The following is a 26,492-nucleotide window of genomic DNA, read 5'->3' as shown; positions in this document are numbered from 1 at the left end:
GGTTCCGGCCGCCCGTTGGTGGTGCGAGGGGCACGGGGGGCGAGCGGGGCGTGCGCCGGTTGATCACGCCCCGCTCAGTGGCCCGCCGCCCGCCCCGCCCCGCGCCCGCCCGGTCGCTCGCTCGCTCGCTTGCTTGCTTGCTTGCTCGCTCGATTGCTCGCTTGCTGCGTCCAGTCAGCTGTCGAAGCCGAGGCCCAGTTTGTCCATCGTCTTGAGCCAGAGGTTCCGCTTGCCGCCGTTGGCGTCGGACCGGGCGAGCGACCACTTGGTCAGCGCGACGCCGGTCCACGCGAAGGGCTCGGGCGGGAACGGCAGCGGCTTCGTACGGACCATCTCCAGGTCCGTACGCTCCGTCCGCTCGCCGGACAGCAGGTCCAGCATCACGTCCGCGCCGAACCGGGTGGCCCCGACACCGAGGCCCGTGTACCCCGCCGCGTAGGCGACGCGGCCCTTGTGGGCCGTGCCGAAGAACGCCGAGAAGCGCGAGCACGTGTCGATGGCGCCGCCCCACGCGTGCGTGAAGCGCACCCCCTCCAGCTGCGGGAAGCAGGTGAAGAAGTGTCCGGCGAGCTTCGCGTACGTCTCGGGCCGGTCGTCGTACTCGGCGCGCACCTTGCCGCCGAACGGATAGATCGCGTCGTAACCGCCCCACAGGACGCGGTTGTCGGCGGAGAGCCGGAAGTAGTGGAACTGGTTGGCGCTGTCGCCGAGCCCCTGGCGGTTCTTCCAGCCGATCGCCGCCAGCTGCTCGTCGGTCAGCGGCTCGGTCATCAGCGCGTAGTCGTAGACCGGGACGGTGTACGGGCGCAGGCGCTTGACCAGCGAAGGGAAGATGTTCGTGGCGAGCGCGACCTGCCCGGCGAAGACGCGGCCGTACGGGGTGCGGATCGCCATCCCCGCGCCCGCGGACGCAAGTTGGAGCGCGGGCGTGTGCTCGTAGACGCGTACGCCCTTCTCCAGACAGGCCCGCTTCAGGCCCCAGGCCAGCTTCGCCGGGTTCAGCATGGCGACGCCGTCGCGGTCCCAGAGGCCGCCGAGGAACGTCGGCGAGTCGACGTGCTCCCGCAGGGCGTCCGCGTCGAGCAGCTCGGCGCCGCCCGCCAGGCCGTGCTCGGCCATCTCCTCGTACATCTCGCGGAGTTCGGCCAGCTGGTGCGGCTCGGTGGCCACGTCGATCTCGCCGGTGCGCTCGAAGTCGCAGTCGATGGAGTACCGCTTGACGGCCGCCTCGATCTCGTCGAGGTTGCGGGCGCCGAGCTCCTCCAGCTTCGCGATCTCACCCGGCCAGCGGGCCAGACCGTTGGCGATGCCGTGGGTGAGGGAGGCGGCGCAGAAGCCGCCGTTGCGGCCGGAGGCGGCCCAGCCCGCCTCGCGGCCCTCGACGAGGACGACGTCGCGGTGCGGGTCGCGCTCCTTGGCGATGAGCGCGGTCCACAGGCCGCTGTATCCACCGCCGACGACGAGCAGGTCGCAGCGTTCGTCGCCGGTCAGGGCGGGCTCGGGGGCGGGCCTGCCGGGGTCGTCGAGCCAGTACGAGAGGGGCCGGGCATCGGCGAGGGACGAGGTCCAACGGGTCATGGCGCCTGGGGCCATGATTTCCACTCCTTCGGAAACAGAGAAGCGCTATTTCGCTTGCTTGGTGCGGCGCTTGCCGACGAGCATTCCGGCGAGCACGAGCAGTACGGCCACGAGGAACATCGCCGTACCGATCACATTGATCTGAACGGGCGTGCCCCGCTGCGCGGATCCCCAGACGAACATGGGGAACGTCACAGTCGAGCCCGCGTTGAAATTCGTGATGATGAAATCGTCGAAGGAGAGCGCGAAGGCGAGCAGCGCGCCCGCCGCGATGCCGGGTGCGGCGATCGGCAGGGTGACCCGCAGGAAGGTCTGCACGGGGCCGGCGTAGAGGTCCTGCGCGGCCTGTTCGAGACGGGGGTCCATCGACATGACGCGCGCCTTGACGGCGGTCACCACGAAGCTGAGGCAGAACATGATGTGGGCGATGAGCACGGTCCAGAAACCGAGCTGGGCGCCCATGTTGAGGAAGAGCGTGAGCAGCGAGGCGGCCATCACGACCTCGGGCATCGCCATCGGCAGGAAGATCAGCGAGTTCACCGCGCCGCGCGCCCGGAAGCGGTAGCGCACGAGCGCGAAGGCGATCATCGTGCCGAGCACGGTCGCGCCGATCGTCGCCCAGGTGGCGATCTGCAGGCTCAGGCTGAGTGACCCGCACATGTCGGCGACGCCGCACGGGTCCCGCCACGCGTCGAGCGAGAATTCCTGCCAGGAGTAATTGAAGCGCCCCTTCGGCTTGTTGAAGGAGAACACCGTCACGACGACGTTGGGGAGCAGCAGATAGGCGAGTGTCAGCAGACCCGCGATGACGACGACATTGCGCCGCAGCCAGCGGAAGAAAGCGGCCATCAGACGAGATCCTCCGTCCCTGACTTGCGAATGTAGAAGGTCACCATGAAGAGGATGGCGGCCATGAGGATGAAGGAGAGCGCGGCGGCCGTCGGGTAATCCAGAATGCGCAGGAACTGCGTCTGGATGACGTTTCCGACCATGCGGGTGTCGGTGGATCCGAGCAGGTCCGCGTTCACGTAGTCGCCCGCCGCCGGAATGAAGGTGAGCAGCGTGCCGGAGACGACGCCCGGCATGGAGAGCGGGAAGGTCACCTTGCGGAAGGTCGTGGACGGCCTGGCGTACAGGTCGCCGGCGGCCTCGTGCAGCCGCCCGTCGATGCGTTCGAGGGAGGTGTAGAGCGGCAGGATCATGAACGGCAGGAAGTTGTACGTGAGTCCGCAGATCACCGCAAGGGGCGTGGCGAGCACCCGGTCGCCGTCCGTGACGCCCAGCCAGCTGGTGACGTCCAGGACGTGCAGGGAGTTGAGGGCGCCCACGAGGGGGCCGCCGTCCGCGAGGATCGTCTTCCACGCGAGGGTGCGGATCAGGAAGCTGGTGAAGAACGGCGCGATGACCAGGACGAGGATGAAGTTGCGCCAGCGGCCCGCGCGGAACGCGATGAGGTAGGCGAGCGGATAGCCGAGCAGCAGGCACAGGATCGTGGCGGCGCCCGCGTAGAGCACCGAGCGCAGGAACTGCGGCCAGTAGTCGGTCAGCGCGTCCCAGTAGGTGGCGAAGTGCCAGGTGACCTTGAAGCCCTCTTCGAGGGAGCCGGTCTGCACGGAGGTCGACGCCTGGTAGACGAGCGGCAGCGCGAAGAAGACGACCAGCCAGAGCAGGCCGGGGAGCAGCAGCCAGTACGGGACGAGACGGCCGCGTGTGCGGGTCCTGCGCGGGGCCGGGGCGCTGTCGTCGGGTGCGGCCCCGGGGTCCTTGGGTGGCGCGTCGGTCACGGTGGTCATGCGGAGGCTTCCTCCTCGACCTTCTCGACGCCCGCCGCGACGTCCTGTGCGGCGTCCAGGGCGAAGGTGTGCGCCGGATTCCAGTGCAGGACGACCTCGGCGCCCGGGGTGAGGCGGCCGTCGCGCTCGATGTTCTGCGCGTACACCTCGAAGGAGGGGCAGACCGGGCTGTGGACGACGTACTGCGTGGAGACGCCGATGAAGCTGCTGTCGGCGATGCGGCCGGTGATCCGGTTGCGGCCCTCGGGTATCCGCCCCGCGTCGTCGGCGTGCGTGAGGGCGATCTTCTCGGGGCGTACGCCGACCAGGACCTTGTCGCCGGTGGCGGTGGGACCCGTACATCGGGCGGCGGGCAGCGTCAGCTTGCAGTCGCCTGCCTTGACGGTCAGGTCGTCGCCGCTCCTGGCGCCGCCCCCCTGGATCTCCGCCTCGATGAAGTTGGAGGTGCCGAGGAAGTTGGCGACGAAGGTGGTCCGCGGGTTCTCGTAGAGGTCGGCGGGGGCGCCGAGCTGCTCGACGCGGCCGCCGTTCATCACGGCCACGGTGTCGGCCATGGTCATGGCCTCCTCCTGGTCGTGCGTGACGTGCACGAAGGTGATGCCGACCTCGGTCTGGATGCGCTTGAGTTCCAGCTGCATCTGGCGGCGCAGCTTCAGGTCCAGGGCGCCGAGCGGCTCGTCGAGGAGGAGCACCTTGGGGTGGTTGATGAGCGCGCGGGCGACGGCGACGCGCTGCTGCTGGCCGCCGGAGAGCTGGTGCGGCTTCTTGCGGGCCTGCTCGCCGAGCTGGACCAGGTCGAGCATCTCGCCGACCTTGCCCTTGACCGACTTGATGCCGCGGCGGCGCAGGCCGAAGGCGACGTTCTCGAAGATGTCCAGGTGCGGGAAGAGCGCGTACGACTGGAAGACGGTGTTCACGGGCCGCTTGTACGGCGGCAGGGCGGTGACGTCCTGGTCGCCGAGGTGGACCGTACCGGAGCTGGGCTCCTCCAGACCCGCGATCATGCGGAGCGTGGTGGTCTTGCCGCACCCGGACGCCCCGAGCAGCGCGAAGAAGGAGCCCTGCGGCACGGTGAGGTCGAGCGGCTGCACGGCGGTGAAGGAGCCATAGGTCTTACTGATCCCGGCGAGACGGACGTCGCCGCCGTGTTCTTGAGCAGTGGTCATGGTGGGTCCAGGGGAATCGAGGGGAAGCGACAAGGGGCGCCCCTCCAGGGGCGCGGGGAACTGCGCGGCACGTCACGACGGGCCCGCAGCCGGACTGCCGACCGGCACCGTTCGAGCGCTACGCGCCCGTGAGCTTCGCGAACTTCTCTTCGTACGCGGTCTCTTCCGCGGGCGTGAGCGACCGGAACGCCCGGGACTTCTCCTTCATCTCCTTGTCGGGGATGATCAGCGGATTGGCCGCGGCGTCCTCGTCGATCCTCGCGAGCGCCTCCCGCACACCGTCCACGGGGCAGACGTAGTTGATGTACGCCGCGAGGCGAGCCGCGGGTTCGGGCTCGTAGTAGTAGTCGATGAGCCGCTCGGCATTGCGTTTGTGGCGCGCCTTGTTCGGGACGAGGAGGTTGTCCGTGGACGTGATGTAGCCCCGGTCCGGGATGTGGAAGTCGATGTCGGGGTTGTCGGCCTTCAGCTGCACGATGTCGCCGGCCCAGCCGAGGCAGGCGGCCATGTCGCCCTTGGCGAGGTCCGAGGTGTAGTCGTTGCCGGTGAAGCGGCGGATCTGCTTCTTGTCGACGGCTCTCTGGAGGCGGTCGATGGCCGCGTCGAAGTCGTCGTCGGTGAAGTCGGCGGGGTCCTTGCCCTGGTCCAGGAGGGTCATGCCGACGGTGTCGCGCATCTCCGAGAGGAACCCGACGCGCCCCTTGAGCTTCGGGTCGTCCAGGAGCTCGGAGACCGAGGTGATCTTCTTCCCGCCGGTGGCCTTCTTGTTGTACGCGACGACCGTGGAGATGCCGGTCCACGGGTACGAGTACGCGCGGCCCGGGTCCCAGTCGGGGTCGCGGAACTGGCTGGAGAGGTTGGCGTACGCGTGCGGCAGGTTGGCCGGGTCCAGTTTCTGGACCCACCCGAAGCGGATGAGCCGGGCCGCCAGCCAGTCGGTGACGCAGATGAGGTCGCGTCCGGTGTCCTGGCCCGCGGCGAGCTGCGGTTTGACCTTCCCGAAGAACTCGACGTTGTCGTTGATGTCCTCGGTGTACTTGACCTTGATCCCGGTGCGCTTCGTGAACGCCTCCAGGGTCGGCCGCCGGTTCTCGTCCTTCTCGTCGACGTCCATGTACTCGGTCCAGTTGGAGAAGGCGATGTGCTTCTCCCGCGCCGAGTGGTCTTCTGACGAGACCTCGCCCGGCTTCTTGCCGGCCGCGGGGATCCCGCAGGCGCTCAGCGCCCCGAGTCCGCCGACCGCGAGCGCGCCGCCTGTGCCGGCGCGCAGCAGGGAGCGCCGGGACAGGGCGGCCCTGCCGTTCGTGAAGCTGCGGTGCATGGCGGCCAGTTGGGCCGGGGAGAGGCTGTCGGGCTCGTACTGCTCCATGCGCGTGGTTGCCCTTTCGGGAATTGGGCGGCCGCCGGTCGTGCGGCCTGGTGACGACGTGACTATCGGTCCCCGAAGATCGTGCGGTGCCAGTCCTTGCGGACCACCGCGGTGTTGTCGAACATGACGTGCTTGACCTGCGTGTACTCCTCGAATGAGTACGCGGACATGTCCTTTCCGTAGCCGGACGCCTTGTAGCCGCCGTGCGGCATCTCGCTGAGGATCGGGATGTGGTCGTTGACCCACACGCACCCGGCCTTGATCTCACGGGTGGCGCGGTTGGCACGGAAGACGTCGCGGCTCCAGGCGGAGGCGGCGAGGCCGTACGGGGTGTCGTTGGCGAGCCGGATGCCCTCGTCGTCGGAGTCGAAGGGCAGCACGACGAGCACCGGTCCGAAGATCTCGGCCTGCACGATCTCGCTGTCCTGCGCGGCGTCCGCGATGAGGGTGGGCCGGTAGTAGGCGCCGGGGTGCGCGAGCGCCTCGCCGCCGGTGACCACGCGCGCGTAGGACCGGGCCCGGTCGACGAATCCGGCGACGCGGTCGCGGTGCGCGTGCGAGATGAGCGGCCCCATGTCGGTGCTCGGGTCGAAGGGGTCGCCGAGCCGCACGCTCTCCATGAGGTCGGCGACGCCCTGCACGAAGGCGTCGTAGAGGGGGCGCTGCACGTACGCGCGCGTGGCGGCCGTGCAGTCCTGCCCGGAGTTGATGAGCGCACCGGCGACCGCGCCGTGCACGGCGGCCTCCAGGTCGGCGTCGTCGAACACGACGAACGGCGCCTTGCCGCCGAGCTCCAGGTGCAGCCGCTTCACCGTGGCGGTGGCGATCTCGGCGACGCGCTTGCCGACGCCGGTGGACCCGGTGAAGGAGGTCATGGCGACGTCGGGGTGGCCCACGAGGTGCTCGCCCGCGTCGCGTCCGGCCCCGCTGACGATGTTGACGACACCGTCGGGGATGCCCGCCTCGGTGGCGGCCTGCGCGAACAGGAGCGAGGTGAAAGGGGTGAGTTCGGCGGGCTTGAGGACGATCGTGTTGCCCGCGGCGATGGCGGGCAGCACCTTCCAGGCCGCCATCTGCAGGGGGTAGTTCCAGGGAGCGATGGACCCGACGACACCGATGGGCTCGCGCCGTACGTACGAGGTGTGGTCGCCGGTGTACTCGCCGGCCGACTGGCCCTGGAGGTGGCGGGCCGCGCCCGCGAAGAAGGCGGCGTTGTCGACGGTCCCGGGGACGTCGAACTCGCGGCTCAGCTTGATCGGCTTGCCGCACTGCAGCGACTCGGCCTGCGCGATCTCCTCGGCGCGCGCCGCGAGGACGCCCGCGAACCGGTGCAGGGCGTCGGAGCGCTCGCCCGGGGTGGCGGCCGCCCAGCCGGGGAACGCCTCGGCGGCCGCGGCGACGGCGGCGTCCACGTCGTCCCGCCCGGCGAGCTCGTACGAGTGGACCTCCTCGCCGGTGGCGGGGTCGACGACGGCATGGCCGGCGCCCGACGTCCCCTTGGTCAGCCGCCCGGCGATGAACTGCGCGCCGTCCGCGAAGTGTTCCCGCGCCTGGAAGTTGTGCATGACGCTCTCCTCCGCCGCCCTCCCCGTCCCGCGGGGGTCGGCGTAGCTCCAGATCGATTTGAGTGCCGATCCTGACAGAGCCCCGGTAGCCCAACAAGTGATTCCGTTGTTGCCTTTTGGTTACGCGACGAAATCTGTCGACCAGGTGTCGAGTCGACCCGGAAAACCCAGGACGGAATGTCAGTGGTGCGTGCCAGACTCGCGTGCATGACGAAGATCGACTCGGTGGAGGCGCTGGTCGGCGCGGTGCGCGCGGGCGAGAAGGTGAAGTACCTGCACTTCTGGGGCCACACCCCGCGGCGGGACGGCACGCTGGGTCCGAGCTGCCTGAGTCAGTGGTGGCCGTCGCCGTTCACGGTGGACGGTGTGGAGTACGCGACGGCGGAGCACTGGATGATGGCGGCCAAGGCCCGCCTCTTCGGCGACGCGGACGCGGAGCGGGCGGCCCTCGCGGCCCGCACCCCGGCGGAGGCGAAGAAGGCGGGCCGCCTCGTCCGGGACTTCGACGACGCGATGTGGGTGCGCGAGCGCTTCGCCATCGTGGTCGAGGGCAGCACCCACAAGTTCGCGTCGGACCCCGCGCTGCGGGACTTCCTCCTGGGCACGGGCCGCCGGGTCCTGGTCGAGGCGAGCCCCCTGGACCGCGTCTGGGGCATCGGCCTGGCGGCGGACGACCCCCGGGCGGAGGACCCCGCAAAGTGGCGGGGGCCGAACCTGCTGGGGTTCGCCCTCATGGAGGCGCGGGAGCAGGTCTAAGGCCGGGGCACCTCCACGACGGGGTCGACCGAGGTCCGACCCGCTTCGGTGCCCCGCCGGTCCAGCCGCCTCCCGACGAGACGCCTCTGCGCCGCCACCGTCACGATCACGCCCGCGCCGAGGACCGGCCAGGCGAGCGGGCCCGCCGCGATCACCGCGGTCACCAGCAGCGGTCCGCCGCTGCGCTGGGCCGACGAGGACAGGCCGTGCACACCGAGGTAGGCACCCTGGGCGTCGTCGGGGGCGAGCGCGATCGAGAGCTCCCAGGAGGCGATGGCGTGCAGTATCTCCGCGAAGGTGAGGGCGACGGCCGCGACCGTGAGCGCGGCGACGGCGAGCCACGCGCCGCCGAGCGTGGAGACGCTGAGCGCCGCGCACCCGACGACGAAGCAGCCCGCGAGCGGGACGAGGAGCGCGCGGGCCCGCTCCGGGGTGCTGCCGAACCGGGACAGCGGCACCTGACAGCCGACGACCAGCACGCAGTTGAGCACCATGAGGAGCGGCGCGAGGCCGTGCGGGGCGTCGGTGGCGTGGACGATCCACAGGGGGATGCCGACCTGGAGCACCGCGTCGTCGAGGAAGAGGGCCGCTTCGGTGACGGTGAAGAGCAGGTAGGGGCGGTCGCGCCAGGGGTTGGACGCCGGGGCGGCGGGCGCCGGGGCGGTCCCGGTGGCCGTCGATTCGGTGACCAGCCGGGACGGTGAGGGCGGCTCGGCGCAGCGCAGGGTGAGGGCCGCGGCGGCGAGGAAGCTGACCACGTTGCCGACGAGCAGTGCCTGGTAGGCGTGGGTGGTGCCGACGGCGAGGGCGAGCGCGCCGGCCAGACCGCCGAGGGCCCAGCCCGCGTTGGAGACGGTGCGCTGCACGGCCTGGTACGTGGTGCGGTCCGGGCCCGCGACCCGGGCGGCGTACAGCTTGGTGAGCACGTTGGCGCCGCGGTCGGCGAGGCTGTTGACGGCCGAGTACAGCAGGAGCAGCGCGAGGTTGTCCGTCGTGAGCAGCGCCAACAGCGCGACGGCCTGCTGGAGTTGGGCGCCGATGATGATGCGGGTGACCGGGAAGCGGTCGGCGAGGTGGCCGGCGAGCGGGGCGCCCGCGATGCCGACGGCGCCGGAGACCCCGAGCAGGACGCCGACCTCGGCGACGGACAGGCCGGTGACCAGGGTGAAGTAGAGGGCGGCCGCCCCCATCCAGAGTCCGGTTCCCGCCTTGTTGATCAGAGCGATCCAGAGCATGCGGCGGCCGTCGGCGCCCCCTGGTATCCGTACGTACAACGCGGCCCGCCGTTGACTGAAGCTCACCCATCCCCCTGGACGTGCTGGTATCCACTTGACCCGGATTTTGTACCGGTACATAATTACTTACGTGGCAGCACAATATGTGATCAGTGGTTCGACCGCCAAGGGCATTACCGCGTCGGTCGAACAGGCCGTGGCCGACGGCGGATTGGCGCCGGGGGCCGCGCTGCCTCCGGTGCGCAGGCTCGCCGACGATCTGGGGGTCAGCGCGGGCACGGTCGCGACGGCCTACAAGGAACTGCGGCAGCGCGGGATCGTGGTGACCCGCGGCCGGGGCGGAACGGTCGTGGCACAGGCCCCCGCGGTGGGGACCCGCAGGCCGCCCAGGGCACCGCAAGGCGTGCGCGACCTGGCGGGCGGGCACCCGGATTCGGCTCTCCTGCCGGTCCTGACGCCACCCGCCCGGGTGGAGCCGGTGGGCGGATCGCACCGCGCGGCGCCGCGCCTCCCGGGCCTGGAGGAGCTGGCCCGGGAGTGGTTCGCGCGCGACGGGGTGCCGGCGGACCGGGTGACCTTCGCGCACGGGGCGCTGGACTGCATGGCCCGGCTGCTCTCGGTGGAGCTGAAGCCGGGTGACACGGTGGCCGTGGAGGACCCGGGCTTCCACCATCTCCTGGACCTCGTACCGGCGTTGGGGCTGCGCATGGCGCCGGTGGCCGTCGACGACGAGGGCATCAGGCCGGACGCGCTGCGCGGCGCGCTGCGGGCGGGTGCCAGGGCCCTGGTGTGCAGCCCGCGCGCGCAGAACCCGATGGGCGGCCGCTTCACGGCGGCGCGGCGCGCCGCGCTGCTCGACGCCCTCGACGGCCACCCGGACGTCCTCGTCATCGAGGACGACCACAACGCCGAGGTGGCGGGGGCGGCCCCGCACTCACTGGCGACCGGCGGACTCCCCCGCTGGGCGCAGGTGCGCACCGTCTCCAAGCACCTGAGCATCGACCTGCGGTGGGCGGCCCTCGCGTGCGACGCCACCACGCTGGCCAGGCACGAGGGGCGGATGCTGCTCACCTCGGGGTGGGTCAGCCACGTCCTGCAGGAGACGGTCGAGCGGACGCTGACCGACCCCGCGGCTCGCGAGGTGGTGGGCCGGGCCGAACGCGCCTATACGGAACGGCGCGAGGCGCTGATCCGTGAGCTCGACCGGCACGGGATCGCGGCGCGGGGGGCGAGCGGGATGAACGTGTGGGTGCCCGTACGGGACGAGTCCGCGGTGGTCAACGGGCTGCGCTCGCGCGGGTGGTGGGTGGCCGCGGGCGCGCGCTTCCGCATCGCCACGCCCACCGCCGTGCGCATCACCACGTCCGCGCTCGTGGCGGCGGACGCGGCCCGCCTGGCCGCGGACTTCGCCGCGGTGCTCGACGAGTCGGAGGCCACGTACGGGGGGTGAGAGCCCGTGCCGCGCTCCCGGCCGGGCCCGCGCGGAGCGGCTCAGACAGCCGACGTCGCCGAGTACCCCGGGTCGTCCGTCGAGGAGGAGTCCGCGTCCGTGTAGTCGTCCGGCAGCACGATCAGGAGCACCAGGAACGCCACGCCCAGGGCGATGCCCGCGGCTCCGCAGATGATCCCGGCGAGGGCCTGCCCACCGTTCGTCGCCTCGCCCCGCCGCGCCTTCCCGCGCCCCACCGCGCCGAAGATCACCGCGAGGATGCCGAGGACGATCGCCAGCGGCCACAGGCAGAAGCCGACGGCCGCGATGATCCCGAGGACGAGCGCGGTCACGCCCATGCCGTTCGCGGGCGCCATCGGCATGGCGGGCCAGCCGTACCCGGGGCCGCCCTGACCGCCGGGGTGCCCCGGATAGCCGGGGTACCCGGGATACCCCTGGTACCCGGCGGGCCCGGGCTGCCCCTCGTACCCCGGAAAACCACCGGGTCCCGGATGCCCGTACCCGTACGGCACCTGCCCCGGCCCGTCCGGCGCGATCGGAGGCGGCGGCACGGGTTCGCCCGGCGCCGCGAAGGGGTTGCCGCCCTGCGGATGCGGCGGCGGAGAGGCAGAGGGAGGAGAGGCAGAGGCAGAGGAAGGAGTGGCAGAGGGAGAGGGAGAGGGAGAGGGAGAGGGAGGCGGGAAGGTGTTCGGCCCCGGCGAGCCCTCCGCGGGCGGCGCCCACGGATCCCGCTCCTCCGGCGCCCCCGGCGCCCCCGCGCCGGACACGGCATCGTCCTCGGACTTCGCGGACATGACGGGTCACCTCTTTCGTACGTTCCGTCATGCTACGGCCCCGGCTTTCCCCGCGACGACCACCGCCGCGACCCCCGCCGCCTACGATGATCCCGACCCATCGATCAGCCGATCAAACCCGTTCCTGGGGAGGAAACCGTGACCGAGCAGCAGAAGACCGCACCCGCGACAGCCGGCGACCCGCACGCCTTCATCGCCGGACTGCCCAAGGCGGAACTGCACGTGCACCACGTGGGCTCGGCCTCCCCCCGCATCGTCTCCGAGCTGGCCGCCCGGCACCCCGACTCCGCGGTGCCGACCGACCCCGAGGCGCTCGCCGACTACTTCACGTTCACGGACTTCGCGCACTTCATCAAGGTCTACCTGTCCGTGGTGGACCTGATCCGCACCCCGGAGGACGTGCGCCTGCTCACCTACGAGGTGGCCCGCGACATGGCGCGGCAGAACGTCCGCTACGCCGAGCTGACCATCACCCCGTTCTCCTCCGTCCGCCGCGGCATCGACGACCGTGCCTTCATGGACGCCATCGAGGACGCCCGCAAGGCCGCCGAGAGCGAGTTCGGCACCGTGCTGCGCTGGTGCTTCGACATCCCGGGCGAGGCGGGTCTCGAAGCGGCCGAGGAGACGGTCCGGCTGGCCACCACCGACACGCTGCGGCCCGAGGGCCTGGTCTCCTTCGGCCTGGGCGGCCCCGAGATCGGCGTCCCGCGCCCGCAGTTCAAGCCGTACTTCGACCGGGCCATCGCCGCGGGCCTGCACTCGGTCCCGCACGCCGGTGAGACGACCGGCCCCGAGACGGTCTGGGACGCCCTGAACCACCTGGGCGCCGAGCGCATCGGCCACGGCACCACCTCCGTCCAGGACCCGAAGCTGCTCGCCCACCTCGCCGAGCACGGCATCCCGCTGGAGGTCTGCCCGACCTCGAACATCGCGACGCGCGCGGTCCGCACCCTCGACGAGCACCCGATCAAGCAGTTCGTGGAGGCCGGGGTGACCGTCACCGTCAACTCCGACGACCCGCCCATGTTCGGCACGGACCTGAACTCCGAGTACGCCGTCGCGGCCCGTCTCCTCGGCCTCGACGAGCGCGGCATCGCGGACCTCGCGAAGAACGCCGTGGCGGCGTCCTTCCTGGACCCGGCGGGCAAGGCGCGGATCACGACGGAGATCGACACGTACACGGATACGTGGCTCGCCCGGTAGGACGGCACCACAATGGGCCCATGCGCACCGTGACTGCTGTGGCCCACCGAGGCGATCCCTACCGCGTCCGCGAGAACACGCTCCCGTCCCTGCGCTCCGCGCTCGACCGGGGCGCGGACGCGGTGGAGGTCGACGTCCGCCTGAGCAGCGACGGCGTGCCCGTCCTGCTGCACGACGCGACGCTCAAGCGTCTGTGGGGGTGCGACCGGCCGATCGCCGCCCTCTCCGCCGCGGAGGTGGACGGCCTCACCGAGGGCGGCGTGCCGACCCTCACGGCGGCCCTCGCGGCCACCGAGGGGCACCGGCTCATGATCGACCTGCCCGGCGCCTCCTACGAGGACGTGCGCGCGGTCGTCGGGACCGTCGCGGAGTGCGGCGCGGCGGAGCGGGTGTACTACTGCGCGGGCGGGCAGGCGATGCTCGCCGTCCGCGCGGCCGATCCGGGCGCGGAGATCGCGCTGACCTGGACGACCCTGGCCCCGCCCCGCCCGGTCCTGCTCGACGCGGTGAAGCCGCGCTGGCTCAACTACCGCTTCCCGCTGGTCGACCGCGAACTGGCGGTCCACGTGCGCCGCCGCGGCATGCTCCTCTCGGCCTGGACCCCCGACACGCGCCGCTCGATGCGCCGCCTGCTCGACGTGGGCGTCGACTCGATCACCACCAACCGCGTCGACGTGCTGGCTTCCCTGCGCACCTCCTGAGCTCCTCGGGGTACCCGGCCCCCATGAGCGAGATTCTGGTGGGGACCTGTTCGTGGACGGACCGCGCGCTGCTGGCCAGCGGCTGGTACCCGCGGGGCCTGCGGGACTCGGCGGGAAGACTGCGGCACTACGCCGACCGCTTCCCGCTCGTCGAGGTCGACTCGACGTACTACGCGCTCCCGCAGCTCCGCAACAGCCACCTGTGGGCGGAGCGCACGCCGGACGGCTTCCGCTTCGACGTGAAGGCGTTCTCGATGCTCACCGGGCACCGGACCCGGCAGGAGGCGCTCCCGCCCGACCTGCGCGGGCGACCGGCGGGCCCCGGGCTCGTCGACGCCGTGTGGCAGCGCTTCCGCGACGCGCTCGAACCGCTGCGCGCCGCGGACCGGTTGGGGACCCTTCTCTTCCAGTTCCCGCCGTGGTTCACCCCCGGCAGCCGGGCGGAGGACGCCCTCGCGCGGTGCGCGCGCCGCACCGCGGGCTGGCCGGTGGCCGTCGAGTTCCGGCACCCGGACTGGTGGAGCGAGGACCAGGGCCCCCGTACGGCCGCGCTCCTGACGGAGCTGGACCTGGCAGCGGTGGCGGTCGACACGGCACAGGGTCTGCCCCACTCCATGCCCCCGGTCACCCCGGTCACCGCTCCCCGGCACGCGGTGGTCCGCTTCCACGGCCGGAGCGAGGTGTGGGGCACCGGCTCCAAGGAGGACAAGTTCCGGCACAGCTACACGGAGGCGGAGCTCACCCAGTGGCTGCCGCGCATACGCGACCTGGCGGAGCGGGCCGAGGAGGTCCACGTCCTGTTCAACAACTGCTGCGCGGACGCGTCGGTGCGGGCGGCCGAGACGATGAGCCGCCTGCTCGCGCGAGAGGACACCGGCCCCCTTCCTACAACCCCACCAGAGAATTCCACCGCTTCGCGAACTCCGTCCGCTCCTTCGACGTGATGTCCCGCGCGATCACGAGCCGCTTGCGCATCGCGTCGTCCGGGAAGACCAGTGGGTCCTCGGCGAGGGCGGCGCGGTCCTTGTCCTTGGAGGAGGCGAGGACGACGCGGGCGGCCGGGACCGGGCAGACGTAGTTGACCCAGGCGGCGAGCTCCGCCGCCACCTCCGGCTGGTAGTAGTGGTCGATGAGCCGCTCGGCGTTGCGCTTGTGGCGGGCCAGGTTGGGGATCATCAGGGACTCGGCCCACAGCTCCGCGCCCTCCTCGGGGACGACGAACTCGATGTCCGGGTCGTCCGCCTGGAGCTGGATGACGTCGCCGCTGTAGGCCTGGCAGGCCAGCACGTCGCCGCTGGAGAGGTCCTTGATGTAGTCGTTGCCGGTGAAGCGGCGGATGTGGTGGCTGTTCACCAGCTTCTCGACCTTGTCGCACATCCGGTGGAAGTCGTCCGCGTCCCATTTGGTGATGTCCACGCCGTCGCCCTGGAGGAGGAGCGCGAACGCCTCGTCGAGGCCCGAGAGGAGCGTGACCCGGCCCTTGAGGTCGTCGGCCCACAGGTCGGAGACCTGCTTGATCTCGCGGCCGACCTTCCGCTTGTTGTACGCGATGCCGGTGATGCCCGACTGCCACGGGACGGTGTACTTGCGTCCCGGGTCGAAGTGCGGGGAGCGCAGGAGCGGGTCCAGGTACTTGGTGACGTTCGGCTGCCGGGCCCGGTCCATCTCCTGCACCCAGCCGAGCCGCACGAAGCGGGCGCACATCCAGTCGCTGATGACGATGAGGTCGCGGCCGGTCTCCTGGTGGTTCATCAGGGACGGGCTGATCTTGCCGAAGAACTCGTCGTTGTCGTTGATCTCCTCCGTGTAGCGGACGTCGATGCCGGTCCGCTTCTCGAAGGCGTCCAGCGACGGGCGCTTCGTCTTGTTCTCGTCGTCGGTGTCGATGTACAGCGGCCAGTTGGCGAACGTCAGCTTCTTGTCGCGCGCCGAGCGGTCGCCCGCGGAGCGTTCGTCCGGCGCGATGTACGCGGCGGGCACACCGCACCCCGCGAGCGCGCCGACGGCGGCACCGCCGCCCAGGACGCGCAGCAGGGAACGGCGGGACACGGAGGAGGCTATGGGGTTCGCTCGCACCCCGGCAGCATGCGCCCGCGCGCGGGGCGCCCGCAATGGACGCAGCGTCGAGCCGCACCGCGTGGAGCCGACACCTTGTCGATCACCCGGCGCCGGGAACCCGGCGGCTCCGCGGCCCCTGCGAGCCCCGCCCGGCGTACGTCACGCGGGCTCCAGCCACGCCGCCAGGTCCCCCGCCGTCACCCGCTCCAGCGGCGCGGTGTCGACCGGACCGGGGTAGAGCCGGTACGCCGTGCCGGACGCGGCGGTGTCCGCGCCCTCCTGCTCGCCGTGCAGCAGCGCGAGCAGCACGCGCCGGTCCGCGAGCTCCGGCTCGGCACACAGCGCGTCCGGCTCCCAGCCGTCGCGGACGCGCAGCGCGAAGTCGGCGCGCGGCTCGTCCTCGGCGCGGCGGTAGCCCCACAGAACGTGGCCGCGCCCGCGCACGTACACCACGCCGTCGGTGCGCGCGGCCGCCGTCCAGCAGGCCAGATCCCACAGGGTGGCCCGGCCGCACGGGTCGAAGGTGTCGAGCAGGTCGTTGCCCATCCGCCCGAACCGCCGCTTGTACCGCCACACCGAGTGGTTGCCCTCACCCGTGGCCACGGTGACGTCCGCCCACCACGCGCGCCGCGACCGCAGGTCGACGACCATCGGCACGCGCAGCCTCGCGTCGCCCGCGAGGTCGAAGCGCTGCCGGATCGTGCGCGGGTCGTAGACGGCCCGCTCCTTGCCCTCCACCGCCATGAACCCCGCGAAGGCGTCCGTCAGTTCGTCGAAGGGCACGTCGTTGTACGAGAGAACGGCGGGCACCACGAAGCACACGCCCGCGTTCGCGAGCCGCGGCAGGTCGAGGTCCAGGTACTCCGTGGCGCCGTTCGGGGCGGGCGCGGAGGTCAGGTCCCCGGAGTGCTGGGCGGCGCCGCCCGCGTACCGCAGCTGCGTGTAGTCGCAGAGGCCGACGAAGCGCCACTGCTCGTCGTAGAGCGCGACGGACAGGTCGAGGTCGACGCGGGTGCCCTTGGGCTGCGTCCAGTGCAGGAAGAGCCGCACCTTCTCGCTGTCTTCGGGCATCGGCAGGGAGCTGCCGCGCGGTACGGCGACCAGCGAGGCCGCGGACGCCCGCTCGGCGAACGGCACGGGCAGATCGGCGAGCGAGGCGTCCAGGACGGCCACGTCGTACCGCTCCCCCGCCCGCTCGGCGAGGCGCCGCACGGCCTCGGCCTCGATCAGCTCTCCGGCGCGGCCCGCGACCCGGGCGGGCAGCGGCGGCCGGTGGTCCTCGGTGGCGAACGCCCGGGTGACGCGCCCGCGCGGGAAGAAGACGCGGCGCCGCCCCGGCACGGCTCGGACCTTCATCCGGCCGTACGCGCCGAGCAGCGGGCCGGGGCCGGAGCGCGGCAGGGCGCCGGCGAGCGCCTCGCCGACCGCGGGCGGCAGCGTCGTCGAGCCGGAGCGGGCGAGCAACACGTCGAGGCGGCGCAGCAGTTCGCCGGGGCGCTCGCTCAGGAGCCGGACGGCGGCCGGGACGTCCCAGCGGGCGAGCGCCTCCTCGACGCGCCCCTGCCAGGTGACGATCCGCAGCCGGTCGCCGACGACGCGGACGTCCGCGTGGCGGGCGGCCTCGGCGAGCAGCACCTCGCCGAGCGGGCCGGCGCCGACGCGGGTCCCGCGCAGGGCGGCGAAGGCGAGCGCCACGCGCGCGTGGCGGCGGGCGTACTCGAAGGGGTGCAGGATTTCACCGACGTGCTTCCACGCGCGCGGATGGCGGGCCATGTCCTCGGCGAGGCGCCGGAAGTCGAACCCGTCGAGCAGGGCGAGGAGTTCGCGGCGCACGGGGCGCGGCAGTCCGCGCAGGCGCGGTATGCCGAGCAGGTCGGGGTCGCCTCCCGAACGTACGACGAGGAGGCGCAGCACGTCCGTGGCGGTGTCCGCGTGCCGCGCGATCAGCGGGCGCACGGCGGGCAGTTCGAGCAGCGGCGCGAGGGCGAGCGCCTTGCTCTCGCGCAGCGGGATCCCGGCGGGCAGCCAGTCGGCGGCGTCGGCCGGGCGCACGGTGGCGAGGAGCAGCACCAGGTCGTCGTGGTCCTGGGGGTTCAGGGGCGTGCGGCGGGCGAGGAGGGCGGCGAGTTCGGCCGCGGCGTCGCCGGGCGCGCCGAGCCGCAGGGTGCGCAGGACCGCGCCGCCGTCGCCGCCGAGGCCTGCCCCGGTGTCGAGCCAGGGGTCGGTGGGCCCGTCCGTCTCGTAACGCTCCTCGCAGACGGGGCAGGCGTACCAGACGCAGCACTCCTCGCAGCAGCCCCAGTTGTCGACCTTCTCGACGCAGCCGTCGCACAGCAGGTGCGCGCAGGGCCCGAGCACGCGCACGCGGGCCTTGGTGCCCCCGCAGCTCATGCAGGGCTGGTGCGGCTGCGCGGCGAGGTACGCGGCGACGGTGTCGGTGTAGTGGTTGCGGGCGTGCTGGTAGGGGATCTCGTCGGGGAACCGGCGGAAGAGCGGCGCGTGGTGCCGGTCGGAGCCCATCAGCGCGTCGACGTCGGCGAGCAGCTTGCGGCCGGTGGCGGCGAGGCCGTCGACGGGGAGCGCGGTCAGGGCGCGGCGCAGCGGGGCGGTCAACAGGTGGCCCCGGTCGGCGAGTTCGGCTTCGAGGACGACGACGGCCGCGGCGGTCACGGCGGTGCGTCCGGTGCCTTCGGGAACGTACACGCTCTGCCGGCGGCGCAGCAGCAGCCCGGCGAGGTCGTCGTTCGTCGTCGTCAGCATCAGGTCCCACCCCCGGCGCGCAGAAAAAGAAGCGCGGGGGCGGGGAGTGGGTGCGCTACGGATCTTTTACAGAGATGAGGAAGAAGGAAGCACACCGCGGAGCCGCCCCCGCGTACGCAACGGTACGCGGGGGCGGAATGCGAGTCACATGATTATCGCCGGGCAGGGACGCCCCTCAGGGGGCACGGGGAACCGCGCGACCAGCCCCCGGGAGCCCGCGGAGGCCGACGGCGAGCGGCCCGGCAGATGAGCATGGCGAACCGCCCACGCCGCCCGGGGCGACTAGCCCTCGATCGACGTCATCACGTGCTTGATGCGCGTGTAGTCGTCGAAGCCGTACGACGAGAGGTCCTTGCCGTACCCGGACTTCTTGAAGCCGCCGTGCGGCATCTCAGCGACGAGCGGGATGTGCGTGTTGATCCAGACGCAGCCGAAGTCGAGGACCTTGGACATGCGCATCGCGCGCGCGTGGTCCTTGGTCCAGACGGAGGAGGCGAGCGCGTAGTCGACGCCGTTCGCGTACTCGACGGCCTGCGCCTCGTCCGTGAAGGACTGCACGGTGATGACGGGGCCGAAGACCTCGTTCTGGATGATCTCGTCGTCCTGCTTCAGGCCCGACACCACGGTCGGCGCGAAGAAGTAGCCCTTGTCGCCGACCCGCTGGCCACCCGCCTCGACCTTGGCGTGCGCGGGGAGCCGCTCGATGAAGCCGGTGACCTGCTTCAGCTGGTTGGCGTTGTTGAGCGGGCCGTAGAGCACGTCCTCGTCGTCCGGCTGACCGGTCTTCGTGTCGGCGGCGGCCTTGGCGAGGGCCGTCACGAAGTCGTCGTGGATGGACTCGTGGACGAGCACGCGCGTGGCGGCCGTACAGTCCTGGCCCGCGTTGAAGAAGCCCGCCATCGAGATGTCCTCGACGGCCTTGGGGATGTCGGTGTCCTCGAAGACGACGACGGGCGCCTTGCCGCCGAGCTCCAGGTGGACCCGCTTGAGGTCCTTGGAGGCGGACTCGGCGACCTGCATGCCGGCGCGCACGGAGCCGGTGATGGAGGCCATGGCGGGGGTCTCGTGCTCGACCATCAGACGGCCGGTGTCACGGTCGCCCGTGACGACGTTGAAGACGCCGGGCGGCACGATGGAGCCGATGATCTCGGCCATCAGGACGGTCGACGCGGGCGTCGTGTCCGACGGCTTCAGGACGACGGTGTTGCCCGCGGCGAGCGCCGGGGCGAACTTCCAGACGCCCATCATCATCGGGTAGTTCCACGGCGCGACCTGCGCGCAGACGCCGATCGGCTCGCGGCGGATGATGGAGGTCAGACCCTCCATGTACTCACCGGCCGCGCGGCCTTCGAGCATCCGGGCCGCACCCGCGAAGAAGCGGATCTGGTCGACCATGGGCGGGATCTCCTCGGACCGCGTGAGCCCGGTCGGCTTGCCGGTGTTCTCGACCTCGGCCGCGATGAGCTCCTCGGCCCGCTCCTCGAACGCGTCGGCGATCTTGAGCAGGGCTTTCTGCCGCTCGGCGGGCGTCAGGTCGCGCCAGGCGGGGAACGCGTCGGCGGCGGCCTTCATGGCGGCGTCGACGTCGGCCTGACCCGACAGCGGCGCGGTCGCGTACGCCTCGCCGGTCGCCGGGTTGATGACCTCGGTGGTCCGTCCGTCGGCCGCGTCCCGGAATTCTCCGTTGATGTAGTTGCGCAGACGGCGCAGCTCGGTGGTCACTTCCGCGGCCCTCCAAGTCAGATGTCCAGTGGATGAGACACCCACCCTAGTCGTTGCACCGACGCTTTCAACATACCCAGCGGCCCAGAACTGCGGAATCCGTGACGATTGAAGTCTCAGACAACGAATTTCATCGATCTGGCCTTGCGGAAGTGACGAGACGTCGTGCAGAGTGAGCTCGTGGCCAGTCGCAGCGCAGACCCCAGCAGCCCCCGCGGCTCCCGCACCGGAAACCCGGGCGGAAGCGGCAACGGGAACGGCACTCCCCCCGTGGACGCCGTCTCTCTGGCGATCATCGAGCAGCTTCAGGAGGACGGACGCCGTCCGTACGCCGCCATCGGCAAGGCCGTGGGCCTCTCCGAGGCGGCCGTGCGTCAACGCGTCCAGAAGCTGCTCGACCAGGGCGTGATGCAGATCGTCGCCGTCACGGACCCGCTCACCGTGGGCTTCCGCAGGCAGGCGATGGTCGGCATCGACGTCGAGGGCGACGTGGACCCGGTCGCGGACGCGGTGGCCGCCATGCCGGAGGCCGAGTACGTGGTGATGACCGCGGGCTCGCACGACCTCCTGGTGGAGATCGTCTGCGAAGACGACGACCACCTGCTCGAAGTCATCAACAAGCGCATCCGCGCCCTCCCCGGTGTGCGCTCCACCGAGAGCTTCGTCTACCTCAAGCTCAAGAAGCAGACCTATATGTGGGGAACCCGATAGCCGTGAGCAAGGACCTCAGCCGAACCGCGTACGACCACCTGTGGATGCACTTCACCCGCATGTCGGACTACGAGAACGCACCCGTGCCCACCATCGTGCGTGGCGAGGGCACCTACATCTTCGACGACAAGGGCAAGAAGTACCTCGACGGCCTCTCCGGCCTGTTCGTGGTCAACGCCGGTCACGGTCGTCACGAGCTCGCCGAGACCGCGTACAAGCAGGCGCAGGAGCTGGCCTTCTTCCCGGTCTGGAGCTATGCCCACCCGAAGGCCGTCGAGCTGGCGGAACGTCTCGCCGACTACGCGCCGGGCGACCTCAACAAGGTCTTCTTCACCACCGGCGGCGGCGAGGCCGTCGAGACCGCGTGGAAGCTGGCGAAGCAGTACCACAAGCTCACCGGCAACCACACGAAGTACAAGGTCATATCCCGCGCGGTCGCCTACCACGGCACCCCGCAGGGCGCCCTGTCCATCACCGGTCTGCCCGCCCTGAAGGCCCCCTTCGAGCCGCTCGTCCCGGGCGCGCACAAGGTGCCGAACACGAACATCTACCGCGCCCCGATCCACGGCGACGACCCCGAGGCCTTCGGCCGCTGGGCCGCCGACCAGATCGAGCAGGAGATCCTGTTCGAGGGCCCGGAGACGGTCGCCGCCGTCTTCCTGGAGCCGGTACAGAACGCGGGCGGCTGCTTCCCGCCCCCGCCCGGCTACTTCCAGCGCGTGCGGGAGATCTGCGACAAGTACGACGTGCTGCTCGTCTCGGACGAGGTCATCTGCGCCTTCGGCCGCCTCGGCACGATGTTCGCCTGCGACAAGTTCGGCTACGTCCCGGACATGATCACCTGCGCCAAGGGCATGACGTCGGGCTACTCCCCGATCGGCGCCTGCATCATCTCGGACAAGCTCGCCGAGCCGTTCTACAAGGGCGACAACACGTTCCTGCACGGCTACACCTTCGGCGGCCACCCCGTGTCGGCCGCGGTGGGCGTCGCCAACCTCGACATCTTCGAGAAGGAGGGTCTGAACCAGCACGTGCTCGACAACGAGGACGCGTTCTACCAGACCCTGCGCAAGCTGCACGACCTGCCGATCGTCGGCGACGTCCGCGGCAACGGCTTCTTCTACGGCATCGAGCTCGTGAAGGACAAGGCCACCAAGGAGACGTTCAACGACGAGGAGACCGAGCGCGTCCTGTACGGCTTCCTCTCCAAGGCGCTCTTCGAGAACGGCCTGTACTGCCGCGCCGACGACCGCGGCGACCCGGTCGTCCAGCTCGCCCCGCCGCTGATCTCCGACCAGAGCACCTTCGACGAGATCGAGGGAATCCTGCGCCGGGTCCTCGAAGAGGCGTGGACGAAGCTCTGAGCCCGACCTGTGTTGTCGTGTGATCGAGTGATCAACACCGCCCCCGGGGGCGCCCGTTCGAGTGAGAACGGGCGCCCCCGGGCCGCGTCGTTTCCGGGCACGTCCGCCCGAATCCATAGCGTGCCCAGTGACCGATCGGCCCCGCCTTCGTTCCCCCGTACGGGGGATTCGAGCTGATCTGAACCGAGGTGTACGCCATGGTGGCCCCGCCGGACAACGACGTGCTGTGGGCACGCGCACTGCACGTCAAGCACAACGGCTCCCCCGCCCTCACCGGCGTCTCGCTCGGTGTCCGCGAGGGCGAGATCCTCGCCGTCAACGGCCCGCGCGGCTCCGGCAAGACGACGCTCCTGCAGTGCCTGTCGGGGCAGTTGCTCCCCCAGCAGGGCGAGGTGTGGTTCAACAGCACCCCCGTCCACACGATGGGCCCGCTCGTACGCGAACGCCTGCGCCGCGACCGGTTCGGCTGGATCGACCCCGAGCCGAGGCTCGTCCCCGAACTCACCGTCTGGGAGAACGTCGCGCTGCCCCTGATGCTGCGCGGCGCATCGCACCGGGTCTCCAAGCCCGCCGCCCTGGAGTGGCTCGACCGCCTCGACATCGGCATGTGCGCCCGCAAGCGCCCGCACGCCCTGCTGCAGTCCGAGCGCCAGCGCATCGCCATCGCCCGCGCCCTGGTCACCACGCCGTCCGTGCTCTTCGCCGACGAGCCCACCGCCACCCTGCACCGCGCCGACCGCGCCCACGCCCTGCGCACCCTGACGACGGCGGCCCGCTCGCACGGCATCACCGTCGTCCTGGCCACGCACGACGCGGACGTCGCCACGCTCGCCGACCGAACGGTGACGCTGCTCGACGGGCGGCGCGTGAACACGGTGCATCTGCCGGGGGCGGAAGGGCTCGCGGAGATCGTGGGGGGTGGGGGGCGGAGGGCTGCCTCGGGGGTGGCTTCGGGGCCGGTCTCGGGGCCGGTCTCGGGGACGGCTTCCGGTGCCGGGGCGAGCGACGCCGAGGAGGCTGCCGGAGCGTCCGGCGGGACCGCCACCGCGGCTGGCGACGGGCCGCCGAGCCCAGCCGAGGTCACGGGCCCAGCCGAGGTCACGGGCCCAGCCGAGGTCACGGGCCCGGCCGATACGCCGGAGACTCCCGCGACGGCCGCGACCCCCGCGCCAGCCGATGCGCCCCGGGTAACCGACACGCCCGGCGCACCCGACGTGCCAGCCGCGCCGGCCCCGGCCCACGGCTCCGCGGCCGCCGGTGCGGCCGAGGCCATGACCACGGCCGACACCGCCATCACCGGCACCACTGGCGCCACCAGCACCGCCAGCACCCCCGCCATCACCCCCGTCACGGAAGGCCGGGCCGCGTGCTCGCTCTCCGTCTAGCCCGCGGGGCGCACCCCCTCGTCCAGCTGCGGCGCCTCCTCGTGGCCGCCGCGTCCGCCGGCACCGGCTTCCTGCTGCTGTGCACCCTGGCGTACGCGATGGAGCACCCGGGAACGGGAGCCGTGCTGCGTCTCGCGTGGTGCCTCGCGCCGATCACCGCCACCGTGTACTTCGCCGTCGCCGTGGCCCGTACCGACCCCGGCACCCGGCCGCGCAGCGGGCTCTCGGCGGTGGGCCTCGGCCCCGGCCGCCTGATGGTGCTCGCGGCGATCTCCACGGCCGTGTCCTGCGTCCTCGGCTCCATGGTGGCCCTGCTCTTCTTCCTGCACCTGCGCGGTGACATCAGGGGCCTGCCCTTCGACGGGGCGGCGACCGACCTGCTCGCCGGGGGCGAACCACTGCCGCTCGCGGGCGCGCTGACCCTGCTCGCGCTCGTCCCGGTCGCCGCGTCGGCCGCGAGCGCCCTCGTACTGCGGCCGCGGCCCGTCAGGACCACCGGTACGCCGGACGGCTCGGAGCCCGCCACGGACCCGGACACTCCGGCCCGGCCGCCGGGCGGCCTGCCCTGGGGCGTCGCGCTGCTCGCGGCGGGCCTCGCCGTCGAGACGTACGCGAGCGGCTCCGCCGGCCGTGCGCGCGGCGGCTTCCCGATGCCGGGCGGCGGCGCCGACGGCAGCCCGGTGGGCGTCCTCGCGGGCTGGGCCCTGACCGCCCTCGGCCTCGTGCTCGCGGGCCCCGGCCTCACCTATCTCAGCGGGCGCATCCTGCAGGCGGTACGGCCCGGCGCGGTACGGCTGCTCGCCGGACGTGTCCTCCAGGAGGAGGCGCGGCGCATCGGGCGGCCGCTCGGTGTGCTGTGCGCGGTGGCGTCGGGCGCGTACGCGTCGCTCATCCTGTACGCGGGGCCGAGCCCCCGGGTGGGCCCGCTCACCACGCTCGGCGGGCTGCTCGTCGCGGGCTGCGCGGTCCTGACCCTGGCCACGGCGGCCGTCGAGGCCAAGCAGTCCCGCTCGCACACGACGGGCGCGCTGCTGCGGCTCGGGGCGCCCGCGACGCTCCTTCGCGGCTCGGCGGCGCTTCGCGCGGGCGCGCTCGCCGTCGTGTTCGGGCCCCTGACCTGGATCGTCGCGGAGCTGGCCGCGCTGCCGCTGGCGCGCTGAGGGAACGTCGCGAGAAAAGTTCCCGCCGGGCGATGAGTTCCGAGTCGAACGGACGTCTAACCCTCCGTAAGACACACGCACTCACCGGGAGAGACCCTCATGTACCAGCAGATGATCTTCGTGAACCTGGCCGTGTCCGACGTCGCCGCGTCGAAGGAGTTCTTCACGGAGCTCGGCTACTCGATCAACCCGCAGTTCTCGACCGACGAGTGCGTGTGCGTGACGATCAGCGACACCATCATCGCGATGATGCTGAGCAAGGAGCACTACGCGAACTTCACGCAGAAGGAGATCGCGGACGCCACGAAGACCAGCGAGACCCTGCTCTGTCTGAGCGCCGAGAGCAGGGAGAAGGTCGACGAGCTCGTCGACAAGGCGATCGCCGCGGGTGGCACCGCCGGCAAGGTCCAGGACTACGGCACGATGTACGGCCGCGCGTTCGACGACCTGGACGGCCACACCTGGGAAATCATGTGGATGGACCCGGCCGAGATCCAGGGCTGAGACGCCGGTCGGAACGGCCCGGCGCACCCGCGGGACGAACGCCGCCGGGCCCCCTGCTTAGCATGGGCGGATGCAGCCGACTCCCGAACGCGCGTCCGCCCCGCACCTTTCCGACGAGGACCGTGAGATCGAGACTCTCGCCGAGTTCGACGAGGTCTGTGGCCGCGGCGCCCTCACGGGATGCCGCGTCCAGGCCGTCGACCTGACGGAGCGGACCTCCGCGCTCCTCGCGGCCGATGTCGCGGGCGCCGTCTTCCTCGGCTGCCCGATGCGCGAGGACGCGGCGGCGAAGGTGCGGGCCGGCGGCGCGCTGGTCTTCCCGCCGGTCCCGGGGCTGCCGTTCAACCCGTACCGCGGTCTGCTGTACTCCCCCGACGACCTGTTCGCGAGCCTCGCCGACGGCGGGTACGAGGCGACGCCGGACGCCCACGCGTACGCCTGGTTCCAGCGGACCAAGGCCGACGGTGACGTCTTCTCGTCGATGCTGCGCGCCATCCACGACGACTCCATCTCCGACGCCCTCGACGAGCACCTGGTCGGGGCCCGGGTGGTCGGCGTCATGGGCGGCCACGCGATGGCCCGCGGCACCGACGCCTACGCGGGCGCGGCGCGGCTCGGCCGGGCGCTGGCTCGCGCGGGGTTCACCGTCGCCACGGGCGGCGGCCCCGGCGCGATGGAGGCCGCCAACCTCGGCGCCTACGCCGCTCCCCTCGACGACGGCATGCTGGACGACGCCCTCGAACTCCTCGCCAAGGCACCGTCGTTCACACCGTCGGTCACCGACTGGGCGCAGGCGGCGTTCACGGTCCGCGAGCGGTGGCCCGCCGGTGGCTCCTCCGTGGGCATCCCCACCTGGTTCTACGGCCACGAGCCGCCGAACGCGTTCGCCTCCCACCTCGGCAAGTACTTCGCCAACGCCACCCGCGAGGACGGCCTCCTGGCCCGCTCGAACGCGGGCGTCGTCTTCCTGCCGGGCGCGGCGGGCACGGTCCAGGAGGTCTTCGACAACGCCACGCCCAACTACTACGAGTCGCGCGGCGAACCCACCCCCATGGTCCTGGTCGACCGCGCCCACTGGACCGAGCACCTGCCGGTGTGGCCGCTGCTCCGGTCACTGGCCCGCGACCGCTCGATGGAATCGCGGATCGCGCTGGTGGACCGGGTGGGGGACGCACCGGCCGCCCTGCGAAGGCTCGGAGCGGCGAACGGGTAAGGGGT

20 protein-coding genes and 2 pseudogenes are annotated in these 26,492 nt (G+C 71.8%); 11 read left to right on the top strand and 11 right to left on the bottom strand.

Translation table 11 applies throughout. The features are described 5' to 3' along the window. Positions 1-174 precede the first annotated feature (174 nt). From ACZ69I_RS30250 to ACZ69I_RS30225, 6 genes are all read right to left on the bottom strand, one after another. Positions 175-1,593 (bottom strand): NAD(P)/FAD-dependent oxidoreductase, encoded by a 1,419-nt coding sequence (locus tag ACZ69I_RS30250; protein WP_470835754.1) that lies wholly within the window; start codon positions 1,591-1,593, stop codon positions 175-177. A gap of 30 nt (positions 1,594-1,623) precedes the next feature. Continuing rightward, positions 1,624-2,427, bottom strand: coding sequence for an ABC transporter permease (locus tag ACZ69I_RS30245; RefSeq protein WP_467671913.1), 804 nt, complete (start codon positions 2,425-2,427; stop codon positions 1,624-1,626). Further along, positions 2,427-3,371: an ABC transporter permease gene (locus ACZ69I_RS30240; RefSeq protein WP_470835752.1), complete on the bottom strand. Its 945-nt coding sequence runs from the start codon at positions 3,369-3,371 to the stop codon at positions 2,427-2,429. The genes ACZ69I_RS30245 and ACZ69I_RS30240 overlap by 1 nt, the downstream gene beginning before the upstream one ends. Further along, positions 3,368-4,537, bottom strand: a complete 1,170-nt coding sequence (locus tag ACZ69I_RS30235) for an ABC transporter ATP-binding protein (RefSeq protein ID WP_470835751.1) — start codon at positions 4,535-4,537, stop codon at positions 3,368-3,370. The genes ACZ69I_RS30240 and ACZ69I_RS30235 overlap by 4 nt, the downstream gene beginning before the upstream one ends. A 118-nt stretch (positions 4,538-4,655) precedes the next feature. Continuing rightward, positions 4,656-5,906 (bottom strand): polyamine ABC transporter substrate-binding protein, encoded by a 1,251-nt coding sequence (locus ACZ69I_RS30230; RefSeq protein WP_467671906.1) that lies wholly within the window; start codon positions 5,904-5,906, stop codon positions 4,656-4,658. 62 nt (positions 5,907-5,968) lie between these two features. Next, positions 5,969-7,471, bottom strand: a complete 1,503-nt coding sequence (locus tag ACZ69I_RS30225; protein WP_470835749.1) for a gamma-aminobutyraldehyde dehydrogenase — start codon at positions 7,469-7,471, stop codon at positions 5,969-5,971. A 177-nt stretch (positions 7,472-7,648) separates the two neighbouring features. Between ACZ69I_RS30225 and ACZ69I_RS30220 the strand changes: the two genes are divergently transcribed. Next, positions 7,649-8,227, top strand: a complete 579-nt coding sequence (locus ACZ69I_RS30220; protein ID WP_470835748.1) for an NADAR family protein — start codon at positions 7,649-7,651, stop codon at positions 8,225-8,227. On the opposite strand, the gene ACZ69I_RS30215 is transcribed toward ACZ69I_RS30220, so the two are convergent. Next, a complete protein-coding gene (locus tag ACZ69I_RS30215; RefSeq protein WP_470835746.1) occupies positions 8,224-9,528 on the bottom strand; it encodes an MFS transporter in 1,305 nt (434 codons plus the stop codon). The two genes, ACZ69I_RS30220 and ACZ69I_RS30215, sit on opposite strands and share 4 nt — an antisense overlap. Positions 9,529-9,592: 64 nt before the next feature. Between ACZ69I_RS30215 and ACZ69I_RS30210 the strand changes: the two genes are divergently transcribed. Further along, a complete protein-coding gene (locus tag ACZ69I_RS30210) occupies positions 9,593-10,912 on the top strand; it encodes an aminotransferase class I/II-fold pyridoxal phosphate-dependent enzyme (protein WP_470835744.1) in 1,320 nt (439 codons plus the stop codon). Positions 10,913-10,953: 41 nt separating this feature from the next. Here the strand turns inward: ACZ69I_RS30210 and ACZ69I_RS30205 are convergent, their stop codons facing one another. Then, positions 10,954-11,463 carry a DUF4190 domain-containing protein gene (locus tag ACZ69I_RS30205; protein ID WP_470835743.1) on the bottom strand — a complete coding sequence of 170 codons (510 nt, stop codon included), beginning with the start codon at positions 11,461-11,463 and terminating at the stop codon, positions 10,954-10,956. Positions 11,464-11,785: 322 nt separating this feature from the next. On the opposite strand from ACZ69I_RS30205, the pseudogene ACZ69I_RS30200 reads away from it, so the two are divergent. The 3 genes and pseudogenes from ACZ69I_RS30200 to ACZ69I_RS30190 all read left to right on the top strand — a co-directional run. Beyond that, positions 11,786-12,909, top strand: a pseudogene (locus tag ACZ69I_RS30200) (adenosine deaminase); the annotation flags it as partial. A gap of 20 nt (positions 12,910-12,929) precedes the next feature. After that, complete coding sequence (locus tag ACZ69I_RS30195; protein ID WP_470835742.1) at positions 12,930-13,610, top strand: glycerophosphodiester phosphodiesterase; 681 nt, start codon at positions 12,930-12,932, stop codon at positions 13,608-13,610. A gap of 23 nt (positions 13,611-13,633) precedes the next feature. Further along, positions 13,634-14,554, top strand: a complete 921-nt coding sequence (locus ACZ69I_RS30190; RefSeq protein WP_470835741.1) for a DUF72 domain-containing protein — start codon at positions 13,634-13,636, stop codon at positions 14,552-14,554. On the opposite strand, the gene ACZ69I_RS30185 is transcribed toward ACZ69I_RS30190, so the two are convergent. From ACZ69I_RS30185 to ACZ69I_RS30175, 3 genes are all read right to left on the bottom strand, one after another. Then, positions 14,496-15,659, bottom strand: coding sequence for a polyamine ABC transporter substrate-binding protein (locus tag ACZ69I_RS30185; protein WP_470835739.1), 1,164 nt, complete (start codon positions 15,657-15,659; stop codon positions 14,496-14,498). The genes ACZ69I_RS30190 and ACZ69I_RS30185 overlap by 59 nt on opposite strands. A 168-nt stretch (positions 15,660-15,827) precedes the next feature. Beyond that, a complete protein-coding gene (locus ACZ69I_RS30180) occupies positions 15,828-18,428 on the bottom strand; it encodes an MXAN_6230/SCO0854 family RING domain-containing protein (RefSeq protein WP_470835738.1) in 2,601 nt (866 codons plus the stop codon). A 282-nt stretch (positions 18,429-18,710) separates the two neighbouring features. Continuing rightward, on the bottom strand, positions 18,711-20,150 hold the full coding sequence (locus tag ACZ69I_RS30175) for a gamma-aminobutyraldehyde dehydrogenase (RefSeq protein ID WP_467671886.1): 1,440 nt from the start codon (positions 20,148-20,150) through the stop codon (positions 18,711-18,713). Positions 20,151-20,315: 165 nt separating this feature from the next. Here ACZ69I_RS30175 and ACZ69I_RS30170 point away from each other — a divergent pair, with 165 nt between their 5' ends. The 6 genes and pseudogenes from ACZ69I_RS30170 to ACZ69I_RS30145 all read left to right on the top strand — a co-directional run bounded on the left by ACZ69I_RS30170 (position 20,316) and on the right by ACZ69I_RS30145 (position 26,487). Beyond that, positions 20,316-20,861 carry an Lrp/AsnC family transcriptional regulator gene (locus tag ACZ69I_RS30170; RefSeq protein WP_467671884.1) on the top strand — a complete coding sequence of 182 codons (546 nt, stop codon included), beginning with the start codon at positions 20,316-20,318 and terminating at the stop codon, positions 20,859-20,861. Beyond that, positions 20,846-22,225 carry an aspartate aminotransferase family protein gene (locus tag ACZ69I_RS30165; protein ID WP_467671882.1) on the top strand — a complete coding sequence of 460 codons (1,380 nt, stop codon included), beginning with the start codon at positions 20,846-20,848 and terminating at the stop codon, positions 22,223-22,225. Before ACZ69I_RS30170 ends, ACZ69I_RS30165 begins: the two co-directional genes overlap by 16 nt. Positions 22,226-22,422: 197 nt before the next feature. Further along, positions 22,423-23,116 (top strand): annotated as a pseudogene (locus tag ACZ69I_RS30160) (ABC transporter ATP-binding protein); the annotation flags it as partial. 475 nt (positions 23,117-23,591) lie between these two features. After that, a complete protein-coding gene (locus ACZ69I_RS30155; RefSeq protein ID WP_470835735.1) occupies positions 23,592-24,770 on the top strand; it encodes a hypothetical protein in 1,179 nt (392 codons plus the stop codon). 99 nt (positions 24,771-24,869) lie between these two features. Then, positions 24,870-25,274, top strand: coding sequence for a VOC family protein (locus tag ACZ69I_RS30150; protein ID WP_470835734.1), 405 nt, complete (start codon positions 24,870-24,872; stop codon positions 25,272-25,274). Between the two features lie 70 nt (positions 25,275-25,344). Continuing rightward, the gene (locus ACZ69I_RS30145; protein ID WP_470835732.1) at positions 25,345-26,487 is read left to right on the top strand and encodes an LOG family protein; all 1,143 of its coding nucleotides are present in this window, start codon (positions 25,345-25,347) and stop codon (positions 26,485-26,487) included. Positions 26,488-26,492: the final 5 nt, after the last annotated feature.

This window comes from Streptomyces sp. NPDC036815 (genome assembly GCF_055609205.1).
The sequence above is the reverse complement of the archived record's forward strand: the minus strand, read 5'-3'. Positions and strand labels throughout refer to the sequence as shown.

What these genes read in the sequence shown, in the direction of transcription:
- ACZ69I_RS30250 (WP_470835754.1), bottom strand. Translation starts at nt 1,593, where the DNA reads ATGGCCCCAGGCGCCATGACCCGTTGGACCTCGTCCCTCGCCGATGCC.
- ACZ69I_RS30245 (WP_467671913.1), bottom strand. Translation starts at nt 2,427, where the DNA reads ATGGCCGCTTTCTTCCGCTGGCTGCGGCGCAATGTCGTCGTCATCGCG.
- ACZ69I_RS30240 (WP_470835752.1), bottom strand. Translation starts at nt 3,371, where the DNA reads ATGACCACCGTGACCGACGCGCCACCCAAGGACCCCGGGGCCGCACCC.
- ACZ69I_RS30235 (WP_470835751.1), bottom strand. Translation starts at nt 4,537, where the DNA reads ATGACCACTGCTCAAGAACACGGCGGCGACGTCCGTCTCGCCGGGATC.
- ACZ69I_RS30230 (WP_467671906.1), bottom strand. Translation starts at nt 5,906, where the DNA reads ATGGAGCAGTACGAGCCCGACAGCCTCTCCCCGGCCCAACTGGCCGCC.
- ACZ69I_RS30225 (WP_470835749.1), bottom strand. Translation starts at nt 7,471, where the DNA reads ATGCACAACTTCCAGGCGCGGGAACACTTCGCGGACGGCGCGCAGTTC.
- ACZ69I_RS30220 (WP_470835748.1), top strand. Translation starts at nt 7,649, where the DNA reads ATGTCAGTGGTGCGTGCCAGACTCGCGTGCATGACGAAGATCGACTCG.
- ACZ69I_RS30195 (WP_470835742.1), top strand. Translation starts at nt 12,930, where the DNA reads ATGCGCACCGTGACTGCTGTGGCCCACCGAGGCGATCCCTACCGCGTC.
- ACZ69I_RS30190 (WP_470835741.1), top strand. Translation starts at nt 13,634, where the DNA reads ATGAGCGAGATTCTGGTGGGGACCTGTTCGTGGACGGACCGCGCGCTG.
- ACZ69I_RS30180 (WP_470835738.1), bottom strand. Translation starts at nt 18,428, where the DNA reads ATGCTGACGACGACGAACGACGACCTCGCCGGGCTGCTGCTGCGCCGC.
- ACZ69I_RS30150 (WP_470835734.1), top strand. Translation starts at nt 24,870, where the DNA reads ATGTACCAGCAGATGATCTTCGTGAACCTGGCCGTGTCCGACGTCGCC.
- ACZ69I_RS30145 (WP_470835732.1), top strand. Translation starts at nt 25,345, where the DNA reads ATGCAGCCGACTCCCGAACGCGCGTCCGCCCCGCACCTTTCCGACGAG.